The sequence below is a fragment of the Pseudomonas sp. GW821-FHT09D08 genome (assembly GCF_059416305.1).
This window is the reverse complement of sequence record NZ_JBWKOX010000002.1, coordinates 372,871-390,786: the sequence shown is the minus strand read 5'-3', so window position 1 is coordinate 390,786 and position 17,916 is coordinate 372,871. Positions and strand designations below refer to the sequence as shown.

16 protein-coding genes are annotated in these 17,916 nt (G+C 62.1%); all 16 read left to right on the top strand.

Annotated elements, in window-relative coordinates; translation table 11 throughout:
* Nucleotides 1-30: 30 nt before the first annotated feature.
* The 16 genes from mraZ to lpxC all read left to right on the top strand — a co-directional run bounded on the left by mraZ (nt 31) and on the right by lpxC (nt 17,853).
* Nucleotides 31-486 carry a division/cell wall cluster transcriptional repressor MraZ gene (gene mraZ / locus AC07OP_RS04740; protein ID WP_003171868.1) on the top strand — a complete coding sequence of 152 codons (456 nt, stop codon included), beginning with the start codon at nt 31-33 and terminating at the stop codon, nt 484-486.
* Nucleotides 483-1,430, top strand: a complete 948-nt coding sequence (gene rsmH / locus AC07OP_RS04735; protein WP_010213048.1) for a 16S rRNA (cytosine(1402)-N(4))-methyltransferase RsmH — start codon at nt 483-485, stop codon at nt 1,428-1,430. The genes mraZ and rsmH overlap by 4 nt, the downstream gene beginning before the upstream one ends.
* Nucleotides 1,427-1,720: a cell division protein FtsL gene (gene ftsL, locus AC07OP_RS04730; RefSeq protein ID WP_003216203.1), complete on the top strand. Its 294-nt coding sequence runs from the start codon at nt 1,427-1,429 to the stop codon at nt 1,718-1,720. The genes rsmH and ftsL overlap by 4 nt, the downstream gene beginning before the upstream one ends.
* Entirely contained in the window at nt 1,720-3,462 is a 1,743-nt protein-coding gene (locus AC07OP_RS04725; protein WP_162844256.1) for a peptidoglycan D,D-transpeptidase FtsI family protein, read from the top strand. The genes ftsL and AC07OP_RS04725 overlap by 1 nt, the downstream gene beginning before the upstream one ends.
* Complete coding sequence (locus AC07OP_RS04720; RefSeq protein ID WP_065924259.1) at nt 3,462-4,925, top strand: UDP-N-acetylmuramoyl-L-alanyl-D-glutamate--2,6-diaminopimelate ligase; 1,464 nt, start codon at nt 3,462-3,464, stop codon at nt 4,923-4,925. Before AC07OP_RS04725 ends, AC07OP_RS04720 begins: the two co-directional genes overlap by 1 nt.
* Nucleotides 4,918-6,288, top strand: coding sequence for a UDP-N-acetylmuramoyl-tripeptide--D-alanyl-D-alanine ligase (locus AC07OP_RS04715; protein WP_495101151.1), 1,371 nt, complete (start codon nt 4,918-4,920; stop codon nt 6,286-6,288). The genes AC07OP_RS04720 and AC07OP_RS04715 overlap by 8 nt, the downstream gene beginning before the upstream one ends.
* Complete coding sequence (gene mraY / locus AC07OP_RS04710) at nt 6,288-7,370, top strand: phospho-N-acetylmuramoyl-pentapeptide-transferase (protein ID WP_003171875.1); 1,083 nt, start codon at nt 6,288-6,290, stop codon at nt 7,368-7,370. The genes AC07OP_RS04715 and mraY overlap by 1 nt, the downstream gene beginning before the upstream one ends.
* A 6-nt stretch (nt 7,371-7,376) precedes the next feature.
* Nucleotides 7,377-8,723, top strand: coding sequence for a UDP-N-acetylmuramoyl-L-alanine--D-glutamate ligase (gene murD / locus AC07OP_RS04705; protein ID WP_495101152.1), 1,347 nt, complete (start codon nt 7,377-7,379; stop codon nt 8,721-8,723).
* The gene (ftsW, locus tag AC07OP_RS04700) at nt 8,720-9,943 is read left to right on the top strand and encodes a putative lipid II flippase FtsW (RefSeq protein ID WP_065924256.1); all 1,224 of its coding nucleotides are present in this window, start codon (nt 8,720-8,722) and stop codon (nt 9,941-9,943) included. Before murD ends, ftsW begins: the two co-directional genes overlap by 4 nt.
* Nucleotides 9,933-11,003, top strand: a complete 1,071-nt coding sequence (gene murG / locus AC07OP_RS04695) for an undecaprenyldiphospho-muramoylpentapeptide beta-N-acetylglucosaminyltransferase (RefSeq protein WP_065949002.1) — start codon at nt 9,933-9,935, stop codon at nt 11,001-11,003. The genes ftsW and murG overlap by 11 nt, the downstream gene beginning before the upstream one ends.
* Nucleotides 10,996-12,444: a UDP-N-acetylmuramate--L-alanine ligase gene (murC, locus tag AC07OP_RS04690; RefSeq protein ID WP_495101153.1), complete on the top strand. Its 1,449-nt coding sequence runs from the start codon at nt 10,996-10,998 to the stop codon at nt 12,442-12,444. The genes murG and murC overlap by 8 nt, the downstream gene beginning before the upstream one ends.
* Nucleotides 12,441-13,397 (top strand): D-alanine--D-alanine ligase, encoded by a 957-nt coding sequence (locus AC07OP_RS04685; RefSeq protein ID WP_065938561.1) that lies wholly within the window; start codon nt 12,441-12,443, stop codon nt 13,395-13,397. The genes murC and AC07OP_RS04685 overlap by 4 nt, the downstream gene beginning before the upstream one ends.
* 4 nt (nt 13,398-13,401) lie before the next feature.
* A complete protein-coding gene (locus AC07OP_RS04680; protein ID WP_027604758.1) occupies nt 13,402-14,271 on the top strand; it encodes a cell division protein FtsQ/DivIB in 870 nt (289 codons plus the stop codon).
* 15 nt (nt 14,272-14,286) lie between these two features.
* Nucleotides 14,287-15,549, top strand: a complete 1,263-nt coding sequence (gene ftsA / locus AC07OP_RS04675; protein WP_027604757.1) for a cell division protein FtsA — start codon at nt 14,287-14,289, stop codon at nt 15,547-15,549.
* 74 nt (nt 15,550-15,623) lie between these two features.
* Nucleotides 15,624-16,829 (top strand): cell division protein FtsZ, encoded by a 1,206-nt coding sequence (gene ftsZ, locus AC07OP_RS04670; RefSeq protein WP_017526184.1) that lies wholly within the window; start codon nt 15,624-15,626, stop codon nt 16,827-16,829.
* A gap of 112 nt (nt 16,830-16,941) precedes the next feature.
* Nucleotides 16,942-17,853: a UDP-3-O-acyl-N-acetylglucosamine deacetylase gene (gene lpxC, locus AC07OP_RS04665; RefSeq protein WP_003171886.1), complete on the top strand. Its 912-nt coding sequence runs from the start codon at nt 16,942-16,944 to the stop codon at nt 17,851-17,853.
* Nucleotides 17,854-17,916 lie beyond the last annotated feature (63 nt).

The window sequence follows — 17,916 nt, the reverse complement described above, 5'->3', positions numbered from 1 at the left end:
TAAAACGCTAAAATTTGGAGAAACGCATCTGTGTTTCGCGGAGCTAACGCTATCAGTCTCGATGCAAAAGGCCGTCTCGCCATGCCGAGCCGGTATCGTGACGAGCTGATTTCGCGAAGTTCCGGACAGTTGATCATCACAATCGATGCCGTTGACCCTTGTTTATGTGTTTACCCCCTCGATGAGTGGGAGTTGATTGAGACCAAGTTGCGTGCCTTGCCTTCATTGCGTGAAGAAAACCGCCGTCTGCAGCGTTTGCTGATTGGTAATGCCGTCGACCTCGAGCTCGATGGCAGTGGTCGTTTCCTGGTGCCCCCGCGTTTGCGCGAGTACGCCAAGCTGGATAAGCGCGCAATGCTGGTCGGCCAACTGAACAAGTTCCAATTGTGGGACGAAGATGCCTGGGATGCTGTTTCTGCAGCTGACCTGGCTGCTATTCAACAACCGGGCGCCATGCCTGATGAACTGCGTGATTTGATCCTGTGACTATTGATAGCGGCTTTAACCACATCACCGTACTGCTTGACGAAGCCGTTGAGGCTCTCGCCGTACGCGCGGATGGCTGCTATCTGGACGGTACCTTTGGCAGGGGCGGGCATAGCCGGTTGATCCTCAGCCAGCTCGGGCCCGACGGCAAACTCCTCGGGTTCGACAAAGACCCCCAAGCGATTGCCACCGGGCAAGCGCTAGCGGCCGAAGACGGCCGCTTTGTCGTTGTGCAGCGCAGCTTTGCCGAGCTGGGTGCCGAAGTCGCCGAGCGTGGCATGGCGGGCAAGGTGGCCGGGGTTTTGCTCGACCTGGGCGTGTCTTCGCCGCAGCTCGATGACCCGGAGCGCGGCTTCAGCTTCATGAACGACGGCCCCCTCGACATGCGCATGGACCCTACCCGTGGCGTCAGTGCCGCGCAGTTCATTGCCACTGCGCCGGTGGAAGAAATCGCCCGTGTGTTCAAGGAATACGGTGAAGAGCGCTTCGCCGGCCGCATGGCCCGTGCCGTGGTGGAGCGCCGCGAAATCCAGCCGTTCGAGCGCACCGCCGACCTGGCCGAAGTGCTGAAAGTCGCCAACCCCGCGTGGGAAAAGGGCAAGAACCCGGCGACCCGCGCGTTCCAGGGCCTGCGTATCCACGTCAACAACGAATTGGGCGACCTGGAGGCTGGCCTCGAGGCCGCCCTCGAGGCGCTGGAAGTAGGCGGTCGCCTGGTGGTGATCAGTTTCCACTCCCTGGAAGACCGCATCGTCAAACTGTTCATGCGCCGCCTGGTCAAGGGCGAGTCCGACAACCTGCCGCGCAACCTGCCGGTACGTTTCGAAGCCTTTGTGCCGAAAATCAAAATCCATGGCAAAGCGCAGTTCGCTTCCGAAGCCGAACTCAAGGCCAACCCACGTTCCCGTAGCGCCGTCATGCGCGTCGCGGAGAAGCTGCGGTGAGCAAGCTTTTCGCCAAGCCCCTCCCGGGCGGCAGCTTCTTTATGTTGCTGCTGTTTGTCGGCGTGCTGGTGTCCGCAATTGCGGTGTCCTACAGCGCCCATTACAACCGCCAACTGCTCAACACCCTCTATGGGGAATTGAGCGTGCGTGACAAGGCGCAGGCGGAGTGGGGCCGGTTGATCCTCGAGCAAAGCACCTGGACGGCCCATAGCCGTATCGAAGTGCTGGCCACCGAACAGCTGAAAATGCACATCCCGGGCGCGGCCGAAGTGCGCATGGTGGCGCCATGATGAAACTCGAAGGCGCACTCTACCCATGGCGCTTCCGCCTGATGCTCGGCTTGCTGGCATTGATGGTGGGTGCGATTGCCTGGCGGATCATCGACCTGCAAGTGGTCGACCGTGACTTCCTGATCGGCCAGGGCGATGCCCGTAGCCTGCGTCACATCCAGATCCCTGCGCACCGTGGCCTGATCACCGACCGTAACGGCGAGCCGTTGGCGGTGAGTACGCCGGTGACCACCCTGTGGGCCAACGCCAAGGAATTGCAGGTTGCCAAGGACAAGTGGCCGCAACTGGCTGCCGCCCTGGGCCAGGATCCGAAAGCCTTGGCTGAGCGCCTTGAGGCCCAGGCAAATAAAGAATTTATCTACCTCGTTCGCGGCCTTACCCCCGAACAAGGCCAGCAGGTGCTCGACCTTAAAGTCCCCGGTGTCTACGGCATCGAGGAGTTCCGTCGTTTCTACCCGGCCGGTGAAACCACTGCCCATATGGTCGGCTTTACCGACATTGACGATCATGGTCGTGAAGGTGTGGAACTCGCCTACGATGAATGGTTAGCCGGGGTACCGGGAAAACGACAGGTCATCAAGGATCGGCGCGGCAGGTTGATCAAGGATGTCCAAGTCACTAAAAACGCCAAGGCCGGTAAGCCCTTGGCGTTGTCGATTGACCTGCGCCTGCAATACCTGGCCAACCGCGAGCTGCGTAACGCGATCATCGAGAACGGCGCCAAGGCCGGCAGCCTGGTGATCATGGACGTGAAGACCGGCGAGATCCTCGCCATGGTCAACCAGCCGACCTACAACCCGAATAACCGTCGCAACCTGCAACCGGCGATGATGCGCAACCGCGCGATGATCGACGTGTTCGAGCCGGGCTCGACCATGAAAGCCATCTCCATGAGTGCCGCCCTGGAAACCGGACGCTGGAAGCCCAGCGACAAGGTCGAGGTGTATCCGGGTACCTTGCAGCTGGGTAAATACACCATTCGCGACGTGTCCCGTACTGAAGGCCCGGTGCTGGATTTGACAGGTATCCTGATCAACTCCAGTAACGTGGGCATGAGTAAGGTCGCCTTCGATATCGGTGGTGAAACCATCTACCACCTGGCGCAGAAGATCGGCCTTGGGCAACCCACCGGCCTGGACTTCCCGGGTGAGCGCGTCGGCAACCTGCCCAACTACCGCGACTGGAAAAAAGCCGAGACCGCCACGCTTTCCTACGGCTACGGCCTGTCGGTGACCGCCATCCAGCTGGCCCATGCCTTCTCCGTGCTGGCCAATAACGGACGCATGGTGCCGCTGAGCCTGATCCACGTTGACGAAGCGCCGAAAGCCACCCAGGTGATCCCGGAAAACGTCGCCAAGACCATGCAGGGCATGCTGCAACAAGTGATCGAAGCACCGCGCGGCGTATTCCGTGCCCAGGTGCCGGCGTATCACGTGGCCGGCAAGTCCGGTACCGCGCGTAAGACGTCGGTGGGCACCAAGGGCTACGCCGAAAACTCCTACCGCTCGCTGTTCGCCGGCTTCGGCCCGATGAGTGATCCGCGCTACGCCATCGTCGTTGTGATCGATGAGCCGAGCAAAGCCGGTTACTTCGGTGGCCTGGTATCGGCGCCGGTGTTCAGCAAAGTGATGTCCGGCACCCTGCGCCTGATGAACATCACCCCGGATAACCTGCCGCCGACCCAACAAGCGAATGCCGGACCACCGGCCGCTGCAGTAAAAGCCAATGGAGGGCGCGGCTGATGTCTCTTAGCCTGAACAAGATTTTTGCCCACGCCGGCCGCGATCTGCTGATTCGCGAGTTGACCCTGGACAGCCGTAACGTGCGCGCTGGCGACCTGTTCCTGGCGGTGCCGGGCGGCAAGTACGATGGCCGTGCGCACATCGCCGACGCTCTGCAGCGCGGCGCGGCTGCCGTGGCCTATGAAGTCGAAGGCGCCACGGTGCTGCCCATCACCGACGTGCCGCTGATCCCGGTCAAGGGGCTGGCCAAGCAACTGTCCGATATTGCCGGGCGTTTTTACGGCGACCCGAGCCGCCACCTCAATCTGGTGGGCGTGACGGGTACCAACGGCAAGACCAGCGTGACCCAATTGGTCGCCCAGGCCCTTGACCTGCTGGGCCAGCACTGCGGCATCGTCGGCACCCTGGGTACCGGTTTTTATGGCGCGCTGCAAAGCGGCCTGCATACCACGCCGAACCCCATCGCCGTGCAAGCGACCCTGGCCGACCTGAAAAAGGCCGGTGCCAAGGCGATTGCCATGGAAGTGTCGTCCCACGGTCTGGACCAGGGCCGCGTCACCGCCCTGGCCTTTGATGTGGCCGTGATGACCAACCTGTCCCGCGATCACCTGGATTATCACGGCACCATGGAGGCGTACGCCGCCGCCAAGGCCAAGCTGTTTGCCTGGAATGACCTCAAGTGCCGGGTGATCAACCTGGACGACGCTTTTGGTCGCCAACTGGCGGCCCAAGACAGCGAAGCGCGCCTGATCACCTACAGCCTGGAAGACGCCGGCGCGTACCTGTATTGCCGCGAAGCCCAATTCAATGACGAAGGCGTGCGCGCCACACTGGTCACGCCTCAGGGCGAGCACCACTTGCGCAGCACCCTGCTCGGGCGTTTCAACCTGAGCAATGTGCTTGCCGCCATCGGCGCACTGCTCGGCCTGGATTACGCACTGGACGAGATTCTCAAGGTGCTGCCGAAGCTGGAAGGCCCGGCCGGTCGCATGCAGCGCCTGGGTGGCGGTACGCAGCCGCTGGTGGTGGTTGACTACGCCCATACCCCGGATGCGCTGGAAAAAGTCCTCGAAGCCTTGCGCCCTCACGCCAAGGGCAAGTTGCTCTGCCTGTTCGGCTGTGGCGGTGATCGTGATCGCGGCAAGCGGCCGTTGATGGCCGAGATCGTCGAACGCCTGGCCGATGGTGTGCTCGTCACCGACGACAACCCGCGCAGCGAAGACCCAAGCCGGATTTTCGATGACATTCGCACCGGCTTCAAAGATGCATCCAAGGCCACTTTCGTCGCCGGTCGCGGCGCGGCAATCGCCCAGTTGATCGCCAGCGCCAGTGCTGACGACGTGGTCGTGCTGGCCGGTAAGGGGCACGAGGATTACCAGGAAATCAATGGCGAGCGTCATGCCTTCTCCGATCTGGTCGAGGCCGATCATGCCTTGACCGCCTGGGAGGTCGCCCATGCTTAAGGCGATGACGTTCAGCGAACTGACCCAGGCCTTGTCGGCCCGCGTACTGTCGAGCGATTGCAGCTTCAGCGATGTGAGCATCGACAGCCGCGCGATCCAGTCGGGGCAACTGTTTGTCGCCCTGGCCGGCCCGCGTTTCGACGGTCACGACTACCTGAACGAAGTCGCCGCCAAAGGCGCCGTAGGTGCCTTGGTGCAGCGCGAAGTGGCTGATTCCACCTTGCCGCAACTGCTGGTCGCCGATACCCGCCTGGCCCTCGGTCAATTGGGTGCGCTGAACCGCGCCGCGTTCGACAAGCCCGTTGCCGCCATCACCGGCTCCAGCGGCAAGACCACGGTCAAGGAACTGCTTGCCGGTATCCTGCGTACGCGCGGCCCCGTGCTGGCCACCCGTGGCAACCTGAACAATGATTTCGGCGCTCCGCTGACCCTGCTCGAACTCGCCCCGGAACACACGGCGGCGGTGATCGAACTGGGTGCCTCGCGCATCGGCGAAATCGCCTACACCGTGGCGCTGACCAAGCCCCACGTCGCCATTATCAATAACGCCGGTACGGCCCACGTCGGCGAGTTTGGTGGCCCGGAAAAAATCGTCGAGGCCAAGGGTGAAATCCTCGAGGGCCTTGATGCATCGGGCACTGCAGTCTTGAACCTGGACGACAAGGCCTTCGAGACCTGGCGTGTACGCGCCGCCGGTCGCAAGGTCCTGACGTTTGCCGTGCTTAACGCCGCGGCTGATTTCCATGCCTCCGACATCACCGTCGATGCCCGTGGCTGCCCGTCCTTCACGTTGCACACACCGCAAGGTAGCGAGCACGTGCAACTGAATTTGCTCGGCAACCATAACGTCGCCAATGCCCTGGCCGCTGCGGCTGCGGCTGGCGCCTTGGGCGTGTCGCTGTTCGGTATTGCCACGGGCCTGGGCGCGGTGCAGCCGGTCAAGGGCCGCACTGTTGCGCAACTGGCGAGCAACGGCATGCGTGTGATCGATGACACCTATAACGCCAATCCATCGTCCGTCAACGCCGCTGTCGACCTGCTCAAAGGCTTCGATGGGCGCAAGGTACTGGTGTTGGGCGATATCGGCGAGTTGGGCGACTGGGCTGAACAAGGTCATCGTGAAGTCGGGGCCTATGCCACCGGTAAAGTCGACGCCCTCTACGCCGTCGGCCCGAACATGGCCCATGCCGTGGCTGCCTTCGGCCCCGGTGCGCGCCATTTCGCCACCCAGGCCGAGTTGATCCAGGCGCTGGGCGTGGCAGAACAAGACAAACACACAACCATTTTGATCAAGGGATCGCGCAGCGCGGTGATGGAAAACGTCGTCGCGGCCTTGTGTGGCTCAAGTACGGAGAAACATTAATGCTGCTGCTGCTGGCTGAGTATCTGCAACAGTTCCACAAAGGCTTCGCGGTCTTTCAGTACCTGACCCTGCGCGGGATCCTGGGTGTGCTGACCGCGCTGTCTTTGTCGCTGTTTTTAGGGCCGTGGATGATCCGCACCCTGCAGAACCTGCAAATTGGTCAATCGGTTCGTAATGACGGCCCGCAGTCGCACCTGTCCAAGTCCGGCACCCCGACCATGGGCGGTGCGCTGATCCTGTCGTCCATCGGTATCAGCACCTTGCTGTGGGCCGACCTGCACAACCGCTACGTATGGGTGGTGCTGCTGGTGACCCTGCTGTTCGGCGCCATCGGCTGGGTCGATGACTACCGCAAGGTGATCGAGAAAAACTCCAAGGGGCTGCCAAGCCGCTGGAAGTATTTCTGGCAGTCGGTGTTCGGCCTTGCCGCCGCGATCTTCCTCTACACCACGGCGCCAAGCGCGGTGGAAACCACCTTGATCATCCCGATGCTCAAGGACGCCAGCATCCCGTTGGGCATCGGCTTCGTGGTGCTGACCTACTTCGTGATCGTCGGCTCCAGCAACGCGGTGAACCTGACCGACGGCCTCGACGGCCTGGCGATCATGCCGACGGTGATGGTAGGCGGCGCGCTGGGTATCTTCTGCTACCTGTCGGGTAACGTGAAATTCGCTGAATACCTGCTGATCCCCTACGTACCGGGCGCGGGTGAGCTGATCGTGTTCTGCGGTGCCTTGATCGGTGCCGGCCTGGGGTTCCTGTGGTTCAACACCTACCCCGCGCAAGTCTTCATGGGCGACGTCGGCGCACTGGCGCTGGGCGCGGCACTGGGCACCATCGCGGTGATCGTTCGCCAGGAAATCGTGTTGTTCATCATGGGCGGCGTGTTCGTGATGGAAACCCTGTCGGTGGTCATCCAGGTGGCGTCCTTCAAGTTGACCGGGCGCCGCGTGTTCCGCATGGCGCCGATTCACCACCACTTTGAACTCAAGGGCTGGCCTGAGCCGCGTGTGATTGTCCGTTTCTGGATCATCACCGTGATTCTGGTCCTGGTCGGCCTTGCCACCCTGAAACTGAGGTAGAAACGAGTGTCCCTGATCGCTTCAGACCACTTCCGCATCGTTGTCGGCCTCGGCAAGAGCGGCATGTCCCTGGTTCGCTTCCTGGCGAACCGGGGCACGTCGTTTGCCGTGGCCGATACGCGGGAAAATCCACCGGAGCTGGTCACGCTGCGCCGTGACTACCCGCACGTGGAAGTGCGTTGTGGCGAGCTGGATGTCGAGTTTCTGTGCCGCGCCGATGAGCTCTACGTGAGCCCCGGCCTGGCCCTGGCGACACCGGCCCTGCAAGCCGCAGCGGCCCGTGGCGTGAAGCTGTCCGGCGACATCGACCTGTTTGCACGCAATGCGAAGGCGCCGATCGTGGCCATCAGCGGATCCAACGCGAAAAGCACCGTGACCACCCTGGTCGGCGAGATGGCGATGGCGGCCGGCAAGCGCGTGGCCGTGGGCGGCAACCTCGGCACGCCGGCGCTGGACCTGCTCGGCGACGACGTCGAGCTGTACGTGATGGAACTGTCGAGCTTCCAGCTGGAAACCACCCACGACCTGGGCGCTGAAGTGGCCACCGTGTTGAACGTCAGCGAAGACCACATGGACCGCTACAGCGGCCTGCCGGCGTACCACCTGGCCAAGCACCGGATCTTCCGCGGTGCCAGGCAATTTGTGGTCAATCGCCAGGATGCGCTGAGCCGTCCGCTGATGGGCGAGGGTATGCCGTGCTGGACCTTCGGCCTGGGCAAACCCGACTTCAAGGCCTTCGGCATTCGTGAAGAGAATGGCGAGAAATACCTGGCCTTCGAATTCCAGAACCTGATGCCGGTGCGCGAGCTGAAAATCCGCGGCGCCCATAACCAATCCAACGCGTTGGCCGCGTTGGCCTTGGGGCACGCCGTGGGCTTGCCGTTCGACGCTATGCTGTCGAGCCTGCGCACCTTCGGCGGCCTTGAGCATCGCTGCCAGTGGGTCCGCGACCTTAATGGTGTCAGTTACTACAACGACTCCAAGGCCACCAACGTGGGGGCCGCATTGGCCGCCATCGAAGGCCTGGGCGCCGATATCGAAGGCAAACTGGTGCTGATCGCCGGTGGCGACGGCAAGGGTGCCGATTTCAAAGACCTCAAGGCACCGGTGGCTGCCCATTGCCGCGCCGTGGTGTTGATGGGCCGCGACGCCGATTTGATCGCCGCCGCGCTGGGCGATGCCGTGCCACAGGTGCGTGCCACCTCCCTGGACGACGCCATTGCCCAGTGCATAGCCCTGGCCCAGCCAGGCGATGCGGTACTGCTGTCGCCGGCGTGCGCCAGCTTCGACATGTTCAAGAACTACGAAGAGCGCGGCCAGTTGTTCGCCCGCGCCGTGGAGGGCTTGGCATGAGCATCGATTTCAGAAACATCATCAAGCCGTACCCGTCGCCGATCATTACCGGGCGCGGCATCGACCTTGATTTCCCGATGCTCGCCGGTTGCCTCGCGCTGCTGGGCCTGGGCCTGGTGATGATCACCTCGGCTTCTTCCGAAGTGGCCGCCGTGCAATCGGGCAATACCCTGTACATGATGATCCGTCACCTGGTGTACCTGATCATCGGCCTGGGCGCGTGCATCGTTACCATGATGATCCCCATCGCCACCTGGCAGCGCCTGGGCTGGCTGATGCTGATCGGCGCGTTCGGCTTGCTGATCATGGTGATCCTGCCCGGCATCGGCCGTGAGGTGAACGGCTCGATGCGCTGGATCGGCTTCGGTGCGTTCAACGTGCAGCCGTCGGAAATCGCCAAGGTGTTCGTGGTGATCTACCTGGCCGGTTACCTGGTGCGTCGCCAGAAGGAAGTGCGCGAAAGCTGGATGGGCTTCTTCAAGCCATTCATCGTGCTGCTGCCCATGGCCGGCCTGTTGCTGATGGAGCCTGACTTCGGCGCCACTGTGGTGATGATGGGCGCGGCGGCGGCGATGCTGTTCCTCGGCGGCGTGGGCTTGTTTCGCTTCAGCTTGATGGTGGTGCTGGCGGTGGCGGCGGTGACCATCCTGGTACAGGCACAACCGTACCGGATGGCGCGTCTGATCACCTTTACCGACCCCTGGTCCGACCAGTTCGGTTCCGGATACCAATTGACCCAGGCCTTGATCGCCTTCGGTCGTGGCGAATGGCTGGGCGTGGGCCTGGGCAACAGCGTGCAGAAGCAGTTCTACCTGCCGGAAGCGCACACCGACTTCGTGTTCTCCGTACTCGCCGAAGAGCTCGGCGTGGTCGGCTCGCTGTGCACCGTCGCCCTGTTCGTGTTCGTGTGTGTACGCGGCATGTACATCGGCCTGTGGGCCGAGAAGGCCAAACAGTATTTCGCCGCCTATGTGGCCTACGGCTTGTCGTTCCTGTGGATCGGCCAGTTCCTGATCAACATCGGGGTGAACGTCGGCCTGCTGCCGACCAAGGGCCTGACCTTGCCGTTCCTCAGCTATGGCGGCAGTTCGTTGGTGATCTGCTGCGCCTGTCTTGGCTTGTTGCTGCGCATCGAGTGGGAGAGTCGAACCCATCTGGGCAGTGAAGAGATGGAGTTCAGCGAAAGCGACTTCGCCGAGGAGCCGACCCATGGGCGCTAACGTGCTGATCATGGCCGGCGGCACCGGGGGCCATGTGTTCCCGGCCCTGGCGTGCGCGCGGGAATTCCAGAACCGTGGCTATACCGTGCACTGGCTGGGTACACCGCGCGGCATCGAAAACGAGTTGGTGCCGAATGCCGGCTTGCCGTTGCACCTGATCAACGTCACGGGCCTGCGCGGCAAGGGCAAGTTGTCCCTGCTCAAGGCACCGTTCGTGTTGCTCAAGGCGGTGTGGCAGGCGCGTAAGGTCATCCGTGAATTGCAGCCGGTGTGTGTGCTCGGCTTCGGTGGTTATGTGACCGGCCCCGGTGGCGTCGCCGCCAGACTTGCCGGCGTGCCGGTGATCGTGCACGAGCAGAACGCCGTGGCGGGTACCGCCAACCGTTTGCTGGTGCCGCTGGCTGCGCGGGTGTGCGAGGCGTTCCCCAACACCTTCAGTGTGTCGGATAAGCGCCGTACCACCGGCAACCCCGTGCGCACCGAGCTGTTTATGGACATTGCCCGTGAAGCACTCGCGGGGCGCAAGGCGCACCTGCTGATCCTGGGCGGAAGCCTGGGTGCCGAGCCGCTGAACAAATTGCTGCCGGAAGCCGTGGCGCAACTCCCTGTGGAATTGCGCCCGGAGATCTTCCACCAGGCCGGCAAGAACCACGATGAAGTCACCGCCACGCGTTATCGCGACGCCGGTGTGGCGGCCAATGTGCAGCCCTTTATCAAAGACATGGCCCATGCCTATGGCTGGGCCGACCTGGTGGTCTGTCGCGCGGGTGCGTTGACCGTCAGTGAACTGGCTGCTGCCGGTCTGCCGTCCTTGCTGGTGCCCTTGCCCCACGCCATCGACGATCACCAGACCCGCAACGCCGAATATTTGGCCGGGGAGGGCGCTGCCTTCCTGCTGCCGCAAAGAACGACTGGCGCCGCCGATTTGGCCGCACGCCTGACCGAGGTTTTGATGCAACCGGAACGACTCAACAACATGGCGAGCACCGCAAGCCGCCTGGCCAAACCTGACGCAACCCGCACCGTGGTCGATATCTGCCTGGAGGTGGCCCATGGTTGAGAATCAGAAAGCCATGCCACAACCGGAAATGCGCCGCATCCGTCGCATCCACTTCGTCGGTATCGGCGGCGTGGGCATGTGCGGCATCGCCGAAGTGTTGCTGAACCTGGGCTACCAGGTGTCCGGCTCGGATTTGAAAGAGTCGCCGGTCACCGAGCGCCTGAAGTCCTTTGGCGCGCAGATCTTTATCGGTCACCGCGCCGAGAACGCTGCCGAGGCTGACGTGCTGGTGGTGTCCAGCGCCGTGAACACCTCCAACCCGGAAGTGGCCACCGCGCTCGAGCGCCGCATTCCCGTGGTACCCCGCGCCGAGATGCTCGCCGAGCTGATGCGCTATCGCCACGGCATCGCCGTCGCCGGTACCCATGGCAAGACCACCACCACCAGCCTGATCGCCTCGGTGTTCGCCGCCGGTGGCCTGGACCCGACCTTCGTCATCGGTGGCCGCCTGAATGCAGCGGGTACCAATGCCCAGCTCGGCACCAGCCGCTACCTGATCGCCGAAGCCGATGAAAGCGACGCCAGTTTCCTGCACCTGCAACCGCTGGTCGCTGTGGTCACCAACATCGACGAAGATCACATGGCCACCTACGACGGTGACTTCAACAAGTTGAAGAAAACCTTCGTCGAGTTCCTGCACAACCTGCCTTTCTACGGTCTGGCCGTGCTGTGCCTGGACGACCCGGTGGTGCGTGAAATCCTGCCCCAGGTCAAGCGTCCGACCGTGACCTACGGCTTCAGCGAAGACGCCGACGTGCGCGCGATCAATGTGCGCCAGGAAGGCATGCAGACCTACTTCACCGTGCTGCGTCCCGACCGCGAGCCGCTGGATGTGTCGGTGAACATGCCGGGCAACCACAACGTATTGAATTCCCTGGCGACTATCTGCATCGCCTCCGACGAGGGTGTCAGCGATGAAGCCATCGTCGAGGGCCTGTCGCGCTTTGCCGGTGTCGGCCGACGCTTCCAGGTCTACGGCCAACTGCCGGTGGAAGGCGGTGACGTGATGCTGGTGGATGACTATGGTCACCACCCGACCGAAGTTGCTGCGGTGATCAAGGCTGTGCGCGGTGGCTGGCCGGAGCGTCGCCTGGTGATGGTCTACCAGCCGCACCGCTACAGCCGCACCCGCGATTTGTACGACGATTTCGTCAATGTATTGGCCGATGCCAACGTGCTGCTGCTGATGGAAGTCTACCCGGCCGGTGAAGAACCGATCCCCGGCGCCGACAGCCGCAAGCTGTGCAACAGCATCCGTCAGCGCGGCCAGTTGGACCCGATCTACATCGAGCGCGGTGTGGACCTGGCGCCGATCGTCAAGCCGCTGCTGCGCGCCGGCGACATCCTGCTGTGCCAGGGTGCCGGTGATATCGGCGGCCTTGCGCCTAAGTTGCTGGCGAGCCCGCTGTTTGCGGCCGTCAAGAAGGGGGCGTCGAAATGACTGCTGACTACGGCTCCCTGTTTTCGACAATCGCGCCAGCCGACTTCGGCCGCGTGGCCGTGCTGTTCGGCGGCAAGAGCGCCGAGCGCGAAGTGTCGCTCAAGTCCGGCAACGCCGTGCTCGAAGCGCTGCAAAGTGCCGGCGTGAATGCGTTCGGGATCGACGTGGGCGATGACTTCCTCGCCCGCCTGCAGGCCGAGAAGATCGACCGTGCCTTCATCATCCTGCACGGCCGTGGTGGTGAAGACGGCAGCATGCAGGGCCTGTTGGAGTGTGCCGGTATTCCTTACACCGGCAGCGGCATCCTCGCTTCGGCATTGGCCATGGACAAGTTACGCACCAAGCAGGTGTGGCACAGCCTGGGTATTCCGACCCCGCGTCACAGCGTTCTGTGCAGCGAAGACGATTGTATTTCTGCAGCCAAGGAACTGGGCCTGCCTTTGATCGTCAAACCTGCCCATGAAGGCTCCAGTATCGGCATGGCTAAAGTGAACTCGGCCGCCGAATTGATCGACGCATGGAAAGCGGCAAGTACCTACGATTCGCAAGTGTTGGTGGAACAGTGGATCCAGGGTCCCGAGTACACCATCGCCACCCTGCGTGGCCAGGTATTGCCGCCCATCGCATTGGGCACGCCCCACACCTTTTACGACTACGACGCCAAGTACCTGGCCTCCGATACCCAGTACCGGATCCCGTGCGGCCTTGACGCAACCAAAGAACAGGAATTGATGGACCTCACGGCGAAAGCCTGTGAGGCGTTGGGTATTGCCGGTTGGGCACGGGCAGACGTGATGCAGGATGACCAAGGGAATTTCTGGTTCCTGGAAGTCAACACCGCACCGGGCATGACCGACCACAGCCTGGTACCGATGGCCGCTCGCGCAGCCGGCCTGGATTTCCAGCAGTTGGTGCTGGCGATTCTGGCCGCCAGCATCGAGCCAAGAGGCTAAGGACATGAAAGGCGCATCGCTTCGTCATCAGCCCCCACAAGCACCGAGCCGCAAGCCGGTGCCACGGGGTGCCAGTCGAATGGTGGCTAAAGAGCCGATGTCGGCGCGCCTGCCGAAAGCCAACTTCGGTTTCCTCAAGGCGCTGTTCTGGCCGGTGATGCTGGTGGTGTTGGGCTTCGGCACTTACGAGGGCGCGCAGCGTCTATTGCCGTATGCCGACCGGCCGATCACCAAGATCAGCGTGCAGGGCGACCTGAGCTACATCAGCCAGCAAGCGGTGCAGCAGCGTATCGGCCCGTTCCTGGCCGCGAGCTTCTTCACCATTGACCTGGCCGGTATGCGCCGGGAGCTGGAGCAAATGCCGTGGATCGCCCACGCCGAAGTCCGCCGCGTCTGGCCGGACCAGGTGACGATCCGCCTGGAAGAGCAGCTGCCCGTGGCCCGTTGGGGCGATGAGGCGCTGTTGAACAACCAGGGTCAGGCGTTCACCCCGCGTGAGCTGGCCAACTACGAGCACCTGCCGCAGTTGTTCGGGCCGCAGCGGGCGCAGCAGCAAGTGATGCAGCAGTACCAGGCCCTGAGCCAGATGCTGCGGCCAATGGGCTTCTCCATTGCACGCCTGGAACTGCGTGAACGGGGCAGCTGGTTTTTGACGACCGGGGCAGGCAGTTCCGGCCCGGGCATCCAGTTGTTGCTGGGACGCGACCGCCTGGTGGAAAAGATGCGCCGTTTCATCGCCATCTATGACAAGACCTTGAAAGAACAGATTACGAACATTGCGAGCGTCGACCTGCGTTACGCCAACGGCCTTGCCGTCGGCTGGCGTGAACCGGCTGCGCCCACGGCAGCGCAACCCGCTGTCGCGAAGAATTAAGAAGAGGCAGGACCCATGGCAAACGTGCAAAGCGGCAAAATGATCGTCGGTCTCGATATCGGCACCTCCAAGGTGGTGGCGCTGGTGGGCGAGGTCGGGGAAGACGGCACGATCGAAATCGTCGGTATTGGCACGCATCCGTCCCGGGGCCTGAAGAAGGGCGTGGTGGTCAACATCGAGTCCACCGTGCAATCGATCCAGCGCGCCATCGAAGAAGCGCAGCTGATGGCCGGTTGCCGGATTCACTCGGCGTTCGTCGGCGTGGCGGGCAACCATATCCGCAGCCTGAACTCCCACGGCATCGTGGCGATTCGCGACCGCGAAGTCAGCGCCGCCGACCTTGAGCGCGTCCTCGACGCCGCCCAGGCCGTGGCGATCCCGGCTGACCAGCGCGTGCTGCACACCCTGCCGCAGGACTACGTGATCGATAACCAGGAAGGCGTCCGCGAGCCCCTGGGCATGTCGGGCGTACGTCTGGAAGCCAAGGTCCACGTGGTGACCTGTGCCGTCAACGCCGCGCAGAACATTGAAAAATGCGTGCGCCGCTGTGGCCTGGAAATCGACGACATCATTCTCGAGCAGCTTGCCTCCGCGTATTCGGTACTGACCGACGACGAAAAAGAGCTTGGCGTATGCCTGGTAGACATCGGCGGCGGCACCACCGACATCGCGATCTTCACCGAGGGTGCGATCCGTCACACCGCCGTGATCCCGATTGCCGGCGACCAGGTGACCAACGACATCGCCATGGCGCTGCGCACGCCGACCCAGTACGCCGAAGAAATCAAGATCCGCTACGCCTGCGCCCTGGCCAAGCTGGCCGGTGCCGGTGAAACCATCAAGGTGCCAAGCGTGGGCGACCGTCCGCCGCGCGAGCTGTCGCGCCAGGCCCTGGCCGAAGTGGTCGAGCCGCGCTATGACGAGCTGTTCACCCTGATCCAGGCTGAACTGCGCCGCAGCGGCTACGAAGATTTGATCCCGGCCGGCATCGTGCTGACCGGTGGTACCTCGAAGATGGAAGGCGCGGTCGAACTGGCCGAGGAAATCTTCCACATGCCGGTCCGCCTGGGTGTTCCCCATGGCGTCAAAGGCCTGGGCGATGTGGTACGCAACCCGATTTATTCCACCGGTGTGGGCTTGCTGTTGTACGGGCTGCAAAAGCAGACCGACGGCATTTCCCTGTCGGGCCCGAGCAACCGTGACAGCTACCGCAGCGACGACGAGGCCAAGGCGCCGTTGTTCGAGCGGCTGCAGGCGTGGGTCAAAGGCAATTTCTAAAGATTTACCGCAACACCGCAGCACCGAAACAAGTAGTAGGCGAAAAAACTAGAGAAAACGAAAGGAGAGGGAACATGTTCGAACTCGTAGACAACATCCCCGCCAGCCCGGTCATCAAAGTGATCGGTGTCGGCGGTGGCGGCGGCAACGCTGTCAACCATATGGTCAAGAGCAACATTGAAGGCGTTGAATTCATCTGCGCCAACACTGATGCCCAGGCGCTGAAAAGCATCGGCGCGCGGACCATCCTGCAATTGGGCACAGCCGTGACCAAGGGCCTCGGCGCCGGCGCCAATCCGGAAGTCGGCCGTCAAGCCGCCCTGGAAGATCGCGAGCGTATTGCCGAAGTGCTGCAGGGCACCAACATGGTGTTCATCACCACGGGCATGGGCGGCGGTACCGGTACCGGTGCAGCGCCGATCATTGCCGAAGTGGCCAAGGAAATGGGGATTCTGACGGTTGCGGTCGTGACCCGTCCGTTCCCGTTCGAAGGCCGCAAGCGCATGCAGATCGCCGACGAAGGTATCCGTCTGCTGTCTGAAAGCGTCGACTCGTTGATCACCATTCCCAACGAGAAGCTGCTGACCATCCTGGGCAAGGACGCGAGCCTGCTGTCCGCATTCGCCAAGGCTGACGATGTACTGGCCGGTGCCGTTCGCGGTATCTCCGACATCATCAAGCGCCCGGGCATGATCAACGTCGACTTTGCCGACGTCCGTACCGTCATGAGCGAAATGGGCATGGCGATGATGGGCACTGGCTGCGCCAGCGGTCCGAACCGTGCACGCGAAGCCACCGAAGCGGCCATCCGCAACCCGTTGCTGGAAGACGTGAACCTGCAAGGCGCACGCGGCATCCTGGTGAATATCACCGCCGGTCCTGACCTGTCCCTGGGTGAGTACTCCGACGTGGGTAGCATCATCGAAGCCTTCGCTTCCGAGCACGCCATGGTCAAGGTCGGTACCGTTATCGATCCGGACATGCGCGACGAGCTGCACGTGACCGTGGTTGCCACCGGCCTGGGCGCGAAAATCGAGAAGCCTGTGAAGGTCATCGACAACACCCTGCATAACAGCCAGGCCAGCCACGCGAGCCAAGCGGCTGCCGCTCCTGCGCCTTCGCGCCAGGAACTGCCGTCGGTGAACTACCGTGACCTGGATCGTCCGACCGTGATGCGCAACCAGGCTCAGGCCGGTGCTGCGGCGTCCCGTAGCCCGAATCCGCAAGATGATCTGGACTACCTGGACATCCCGGCATTCCTGCGTCGTCAGGCCGATTAATGGAATGTATCAGGGCTATGAAGGTGATTGGTGTTCAGCAAAGGTCTGGTCTGCTATTATCGCCAGCCTTTGTTGATACCAGTTCGCAATTTGCGCTGAAGCGGTCCAAGCCATGATTAAACAACGCACCCTGAAGAATATTATTCGTGCCACAGGTGTAGGTCTGCACTCCGGGGAGAAGGTATACCTGACCCTCAAGCCTGCACCTGTCGACACCGGCATCGTGTTTGTGCGTGCCGACCTGGACCCTGTGGTGCAGATTCCTGCTCGCGCGGAAAATGTTGGCGAAACCACGATGTCGACCACGTTGGTCAACGGTGACGTCAAAGTGGACACGGTGGAGCACTTGCTCTCGGCCATGGCCGGTTTGGGCATCGATAACGCCTACGTCGAGCTCTCCGCGTCCGAAGTCCCGATCATGGATGGCAGCGCTGGACCCTTCGTATTCTTGATTCAATCTGCCGGCCTGGAAGAACAGGACGCAGCCAAGAAGTTCATACGCATTCTGCGGGAAGTGACAGTAGAAGACGGCGACAAGCGCGCCACCTTCGTCCCGTTCGAAGGCTTTAAAGTGAGCTTTGAGATCGATTTCGATCACCCGGTATTCCGTGACCGCACCCAGAGTGCAAGCGTGGATTTTTCCAGCACTTCGTTCGTAAAAGAAGTCAGCCGCGCCCGTACCTTTGGTTTCATGAGTGACATCGAGTACCTGCGCAAGCACAACCTCGCACTCGGCGGCAGCGTTGAAAACGCCATTGTGGTCGACGCGGATGGTGTACTGAACGAAGACGGCCTTCGCTATGAAGACGAATTCGTGAAGCACAAGATCCTCGATGCAATCGGTGACCTCTACCTGCTGGGCAATAGCCTGATAGGCGAGTTCAAAGGCTTCAAGTCGGGCCACGCCCTTAACAACCAGCTGCTGCGCAAGTTGATTGAGCAGACAGACGCTTGGGAAGTCGTGACCTTCGAAGATGCCAGCACCGCACCGATCTCTTACATGCGTCCCGTTGCGGCGGTGTAAGTAACAACTCTCTTTCTTTAGTTTTTAAAGGCTGCCTTCGGGTGGCCTTTTTTTATGTGCCTG

What these genes read in the sequence shown, in the direction of transcription:
- AC07OP_RS04685 (WP_065938561.1), top strand. Translation starts at nt 12,441, where the DNA reads ATGACTGCTGACTACGGCTCCCTGTTTTCGACAATCGCGCCAGCCGAC.
- mraY (WP_003171875.1), top strand. Translation starts at nt 6,288, where the DNA reads ATGCTGCTGCTGCTGGCTGAGTATCTGCAACAGTTCCACAAAGGCTTC.
- ftsA (WP_027604757.1), top strand. Translation starts at nt 14,287, where the DNA reads ATGGCAAACGTGCAAAGCGGCAAAATGATCGTCGGTCTCGATATCGGC.
- AC07OP_RS04680 (WP_027604758.1), top strand. Translation starts at nt 13,402, where the DNA reads ATGAAAGGCGCATCGCTTCGTCATCAGCCCCCACAAGCACCGAGCCGC.
- murC (WP_495101153.1), top strand. Translation starts at nt 10,996, where the DNA reads ATGGTTGAGAATCAGAAAGCCATGCCACAACCGGAAATGCGCCGCATC.
- AC07OP_RS04720 (WP_065924259.1), top strand. Translation starts at nt 3,462, where the DNA reads ATGTCTCTTAGCCTGAACAAGATTTTTGCCCACGCCGGCCGCGATCTG.
- AC07OP_RS04725 (WP_162844256.1), top strand. Translation starts at nt 1,720, where the DNA reads ATGAAACTCGAAGGCGCACTCTACCCATGGCGCTTCCGCCTGATGCTC.
- ftsZ (WP_017526184.1), top strand. Translation starts at nt 15,624, where the DNA reads ATGTTCGAACTCGTAGACAACATCCCCGCCAGCCCGGTCATCAAAGTG.
- murG (WP_065949002.1), top strand. Translation starts at nt 9,933, where the DNA reads ATGGGCGCTAACGTGCTGATCATGGCCGGCGGCACCGGGGGCCATGTG.
- AC07OP_RS04715 (WP_495101151.1), top strand. Translation starts at nt 4,918, where the DNA reads ATGCTTAAGGCGATGACGTTCAGCGAACTGACCCAGGCCTTGTCGGCC.
- lpxC (WP_003171886.1), top strand. Translation starts at nt 16,942, where the DNA reads ATGATTAAACAACGCACCCTGAAGAATATTATTCGTGCCACAGGTGTA.
- ftsW (WP_065924256.1), top strand. Translation starts at nt 8,720, where the DNA reads ATGAGCATCGATTTCAGAAACATCATCAAGCCGTACCCGTCGCCGATC.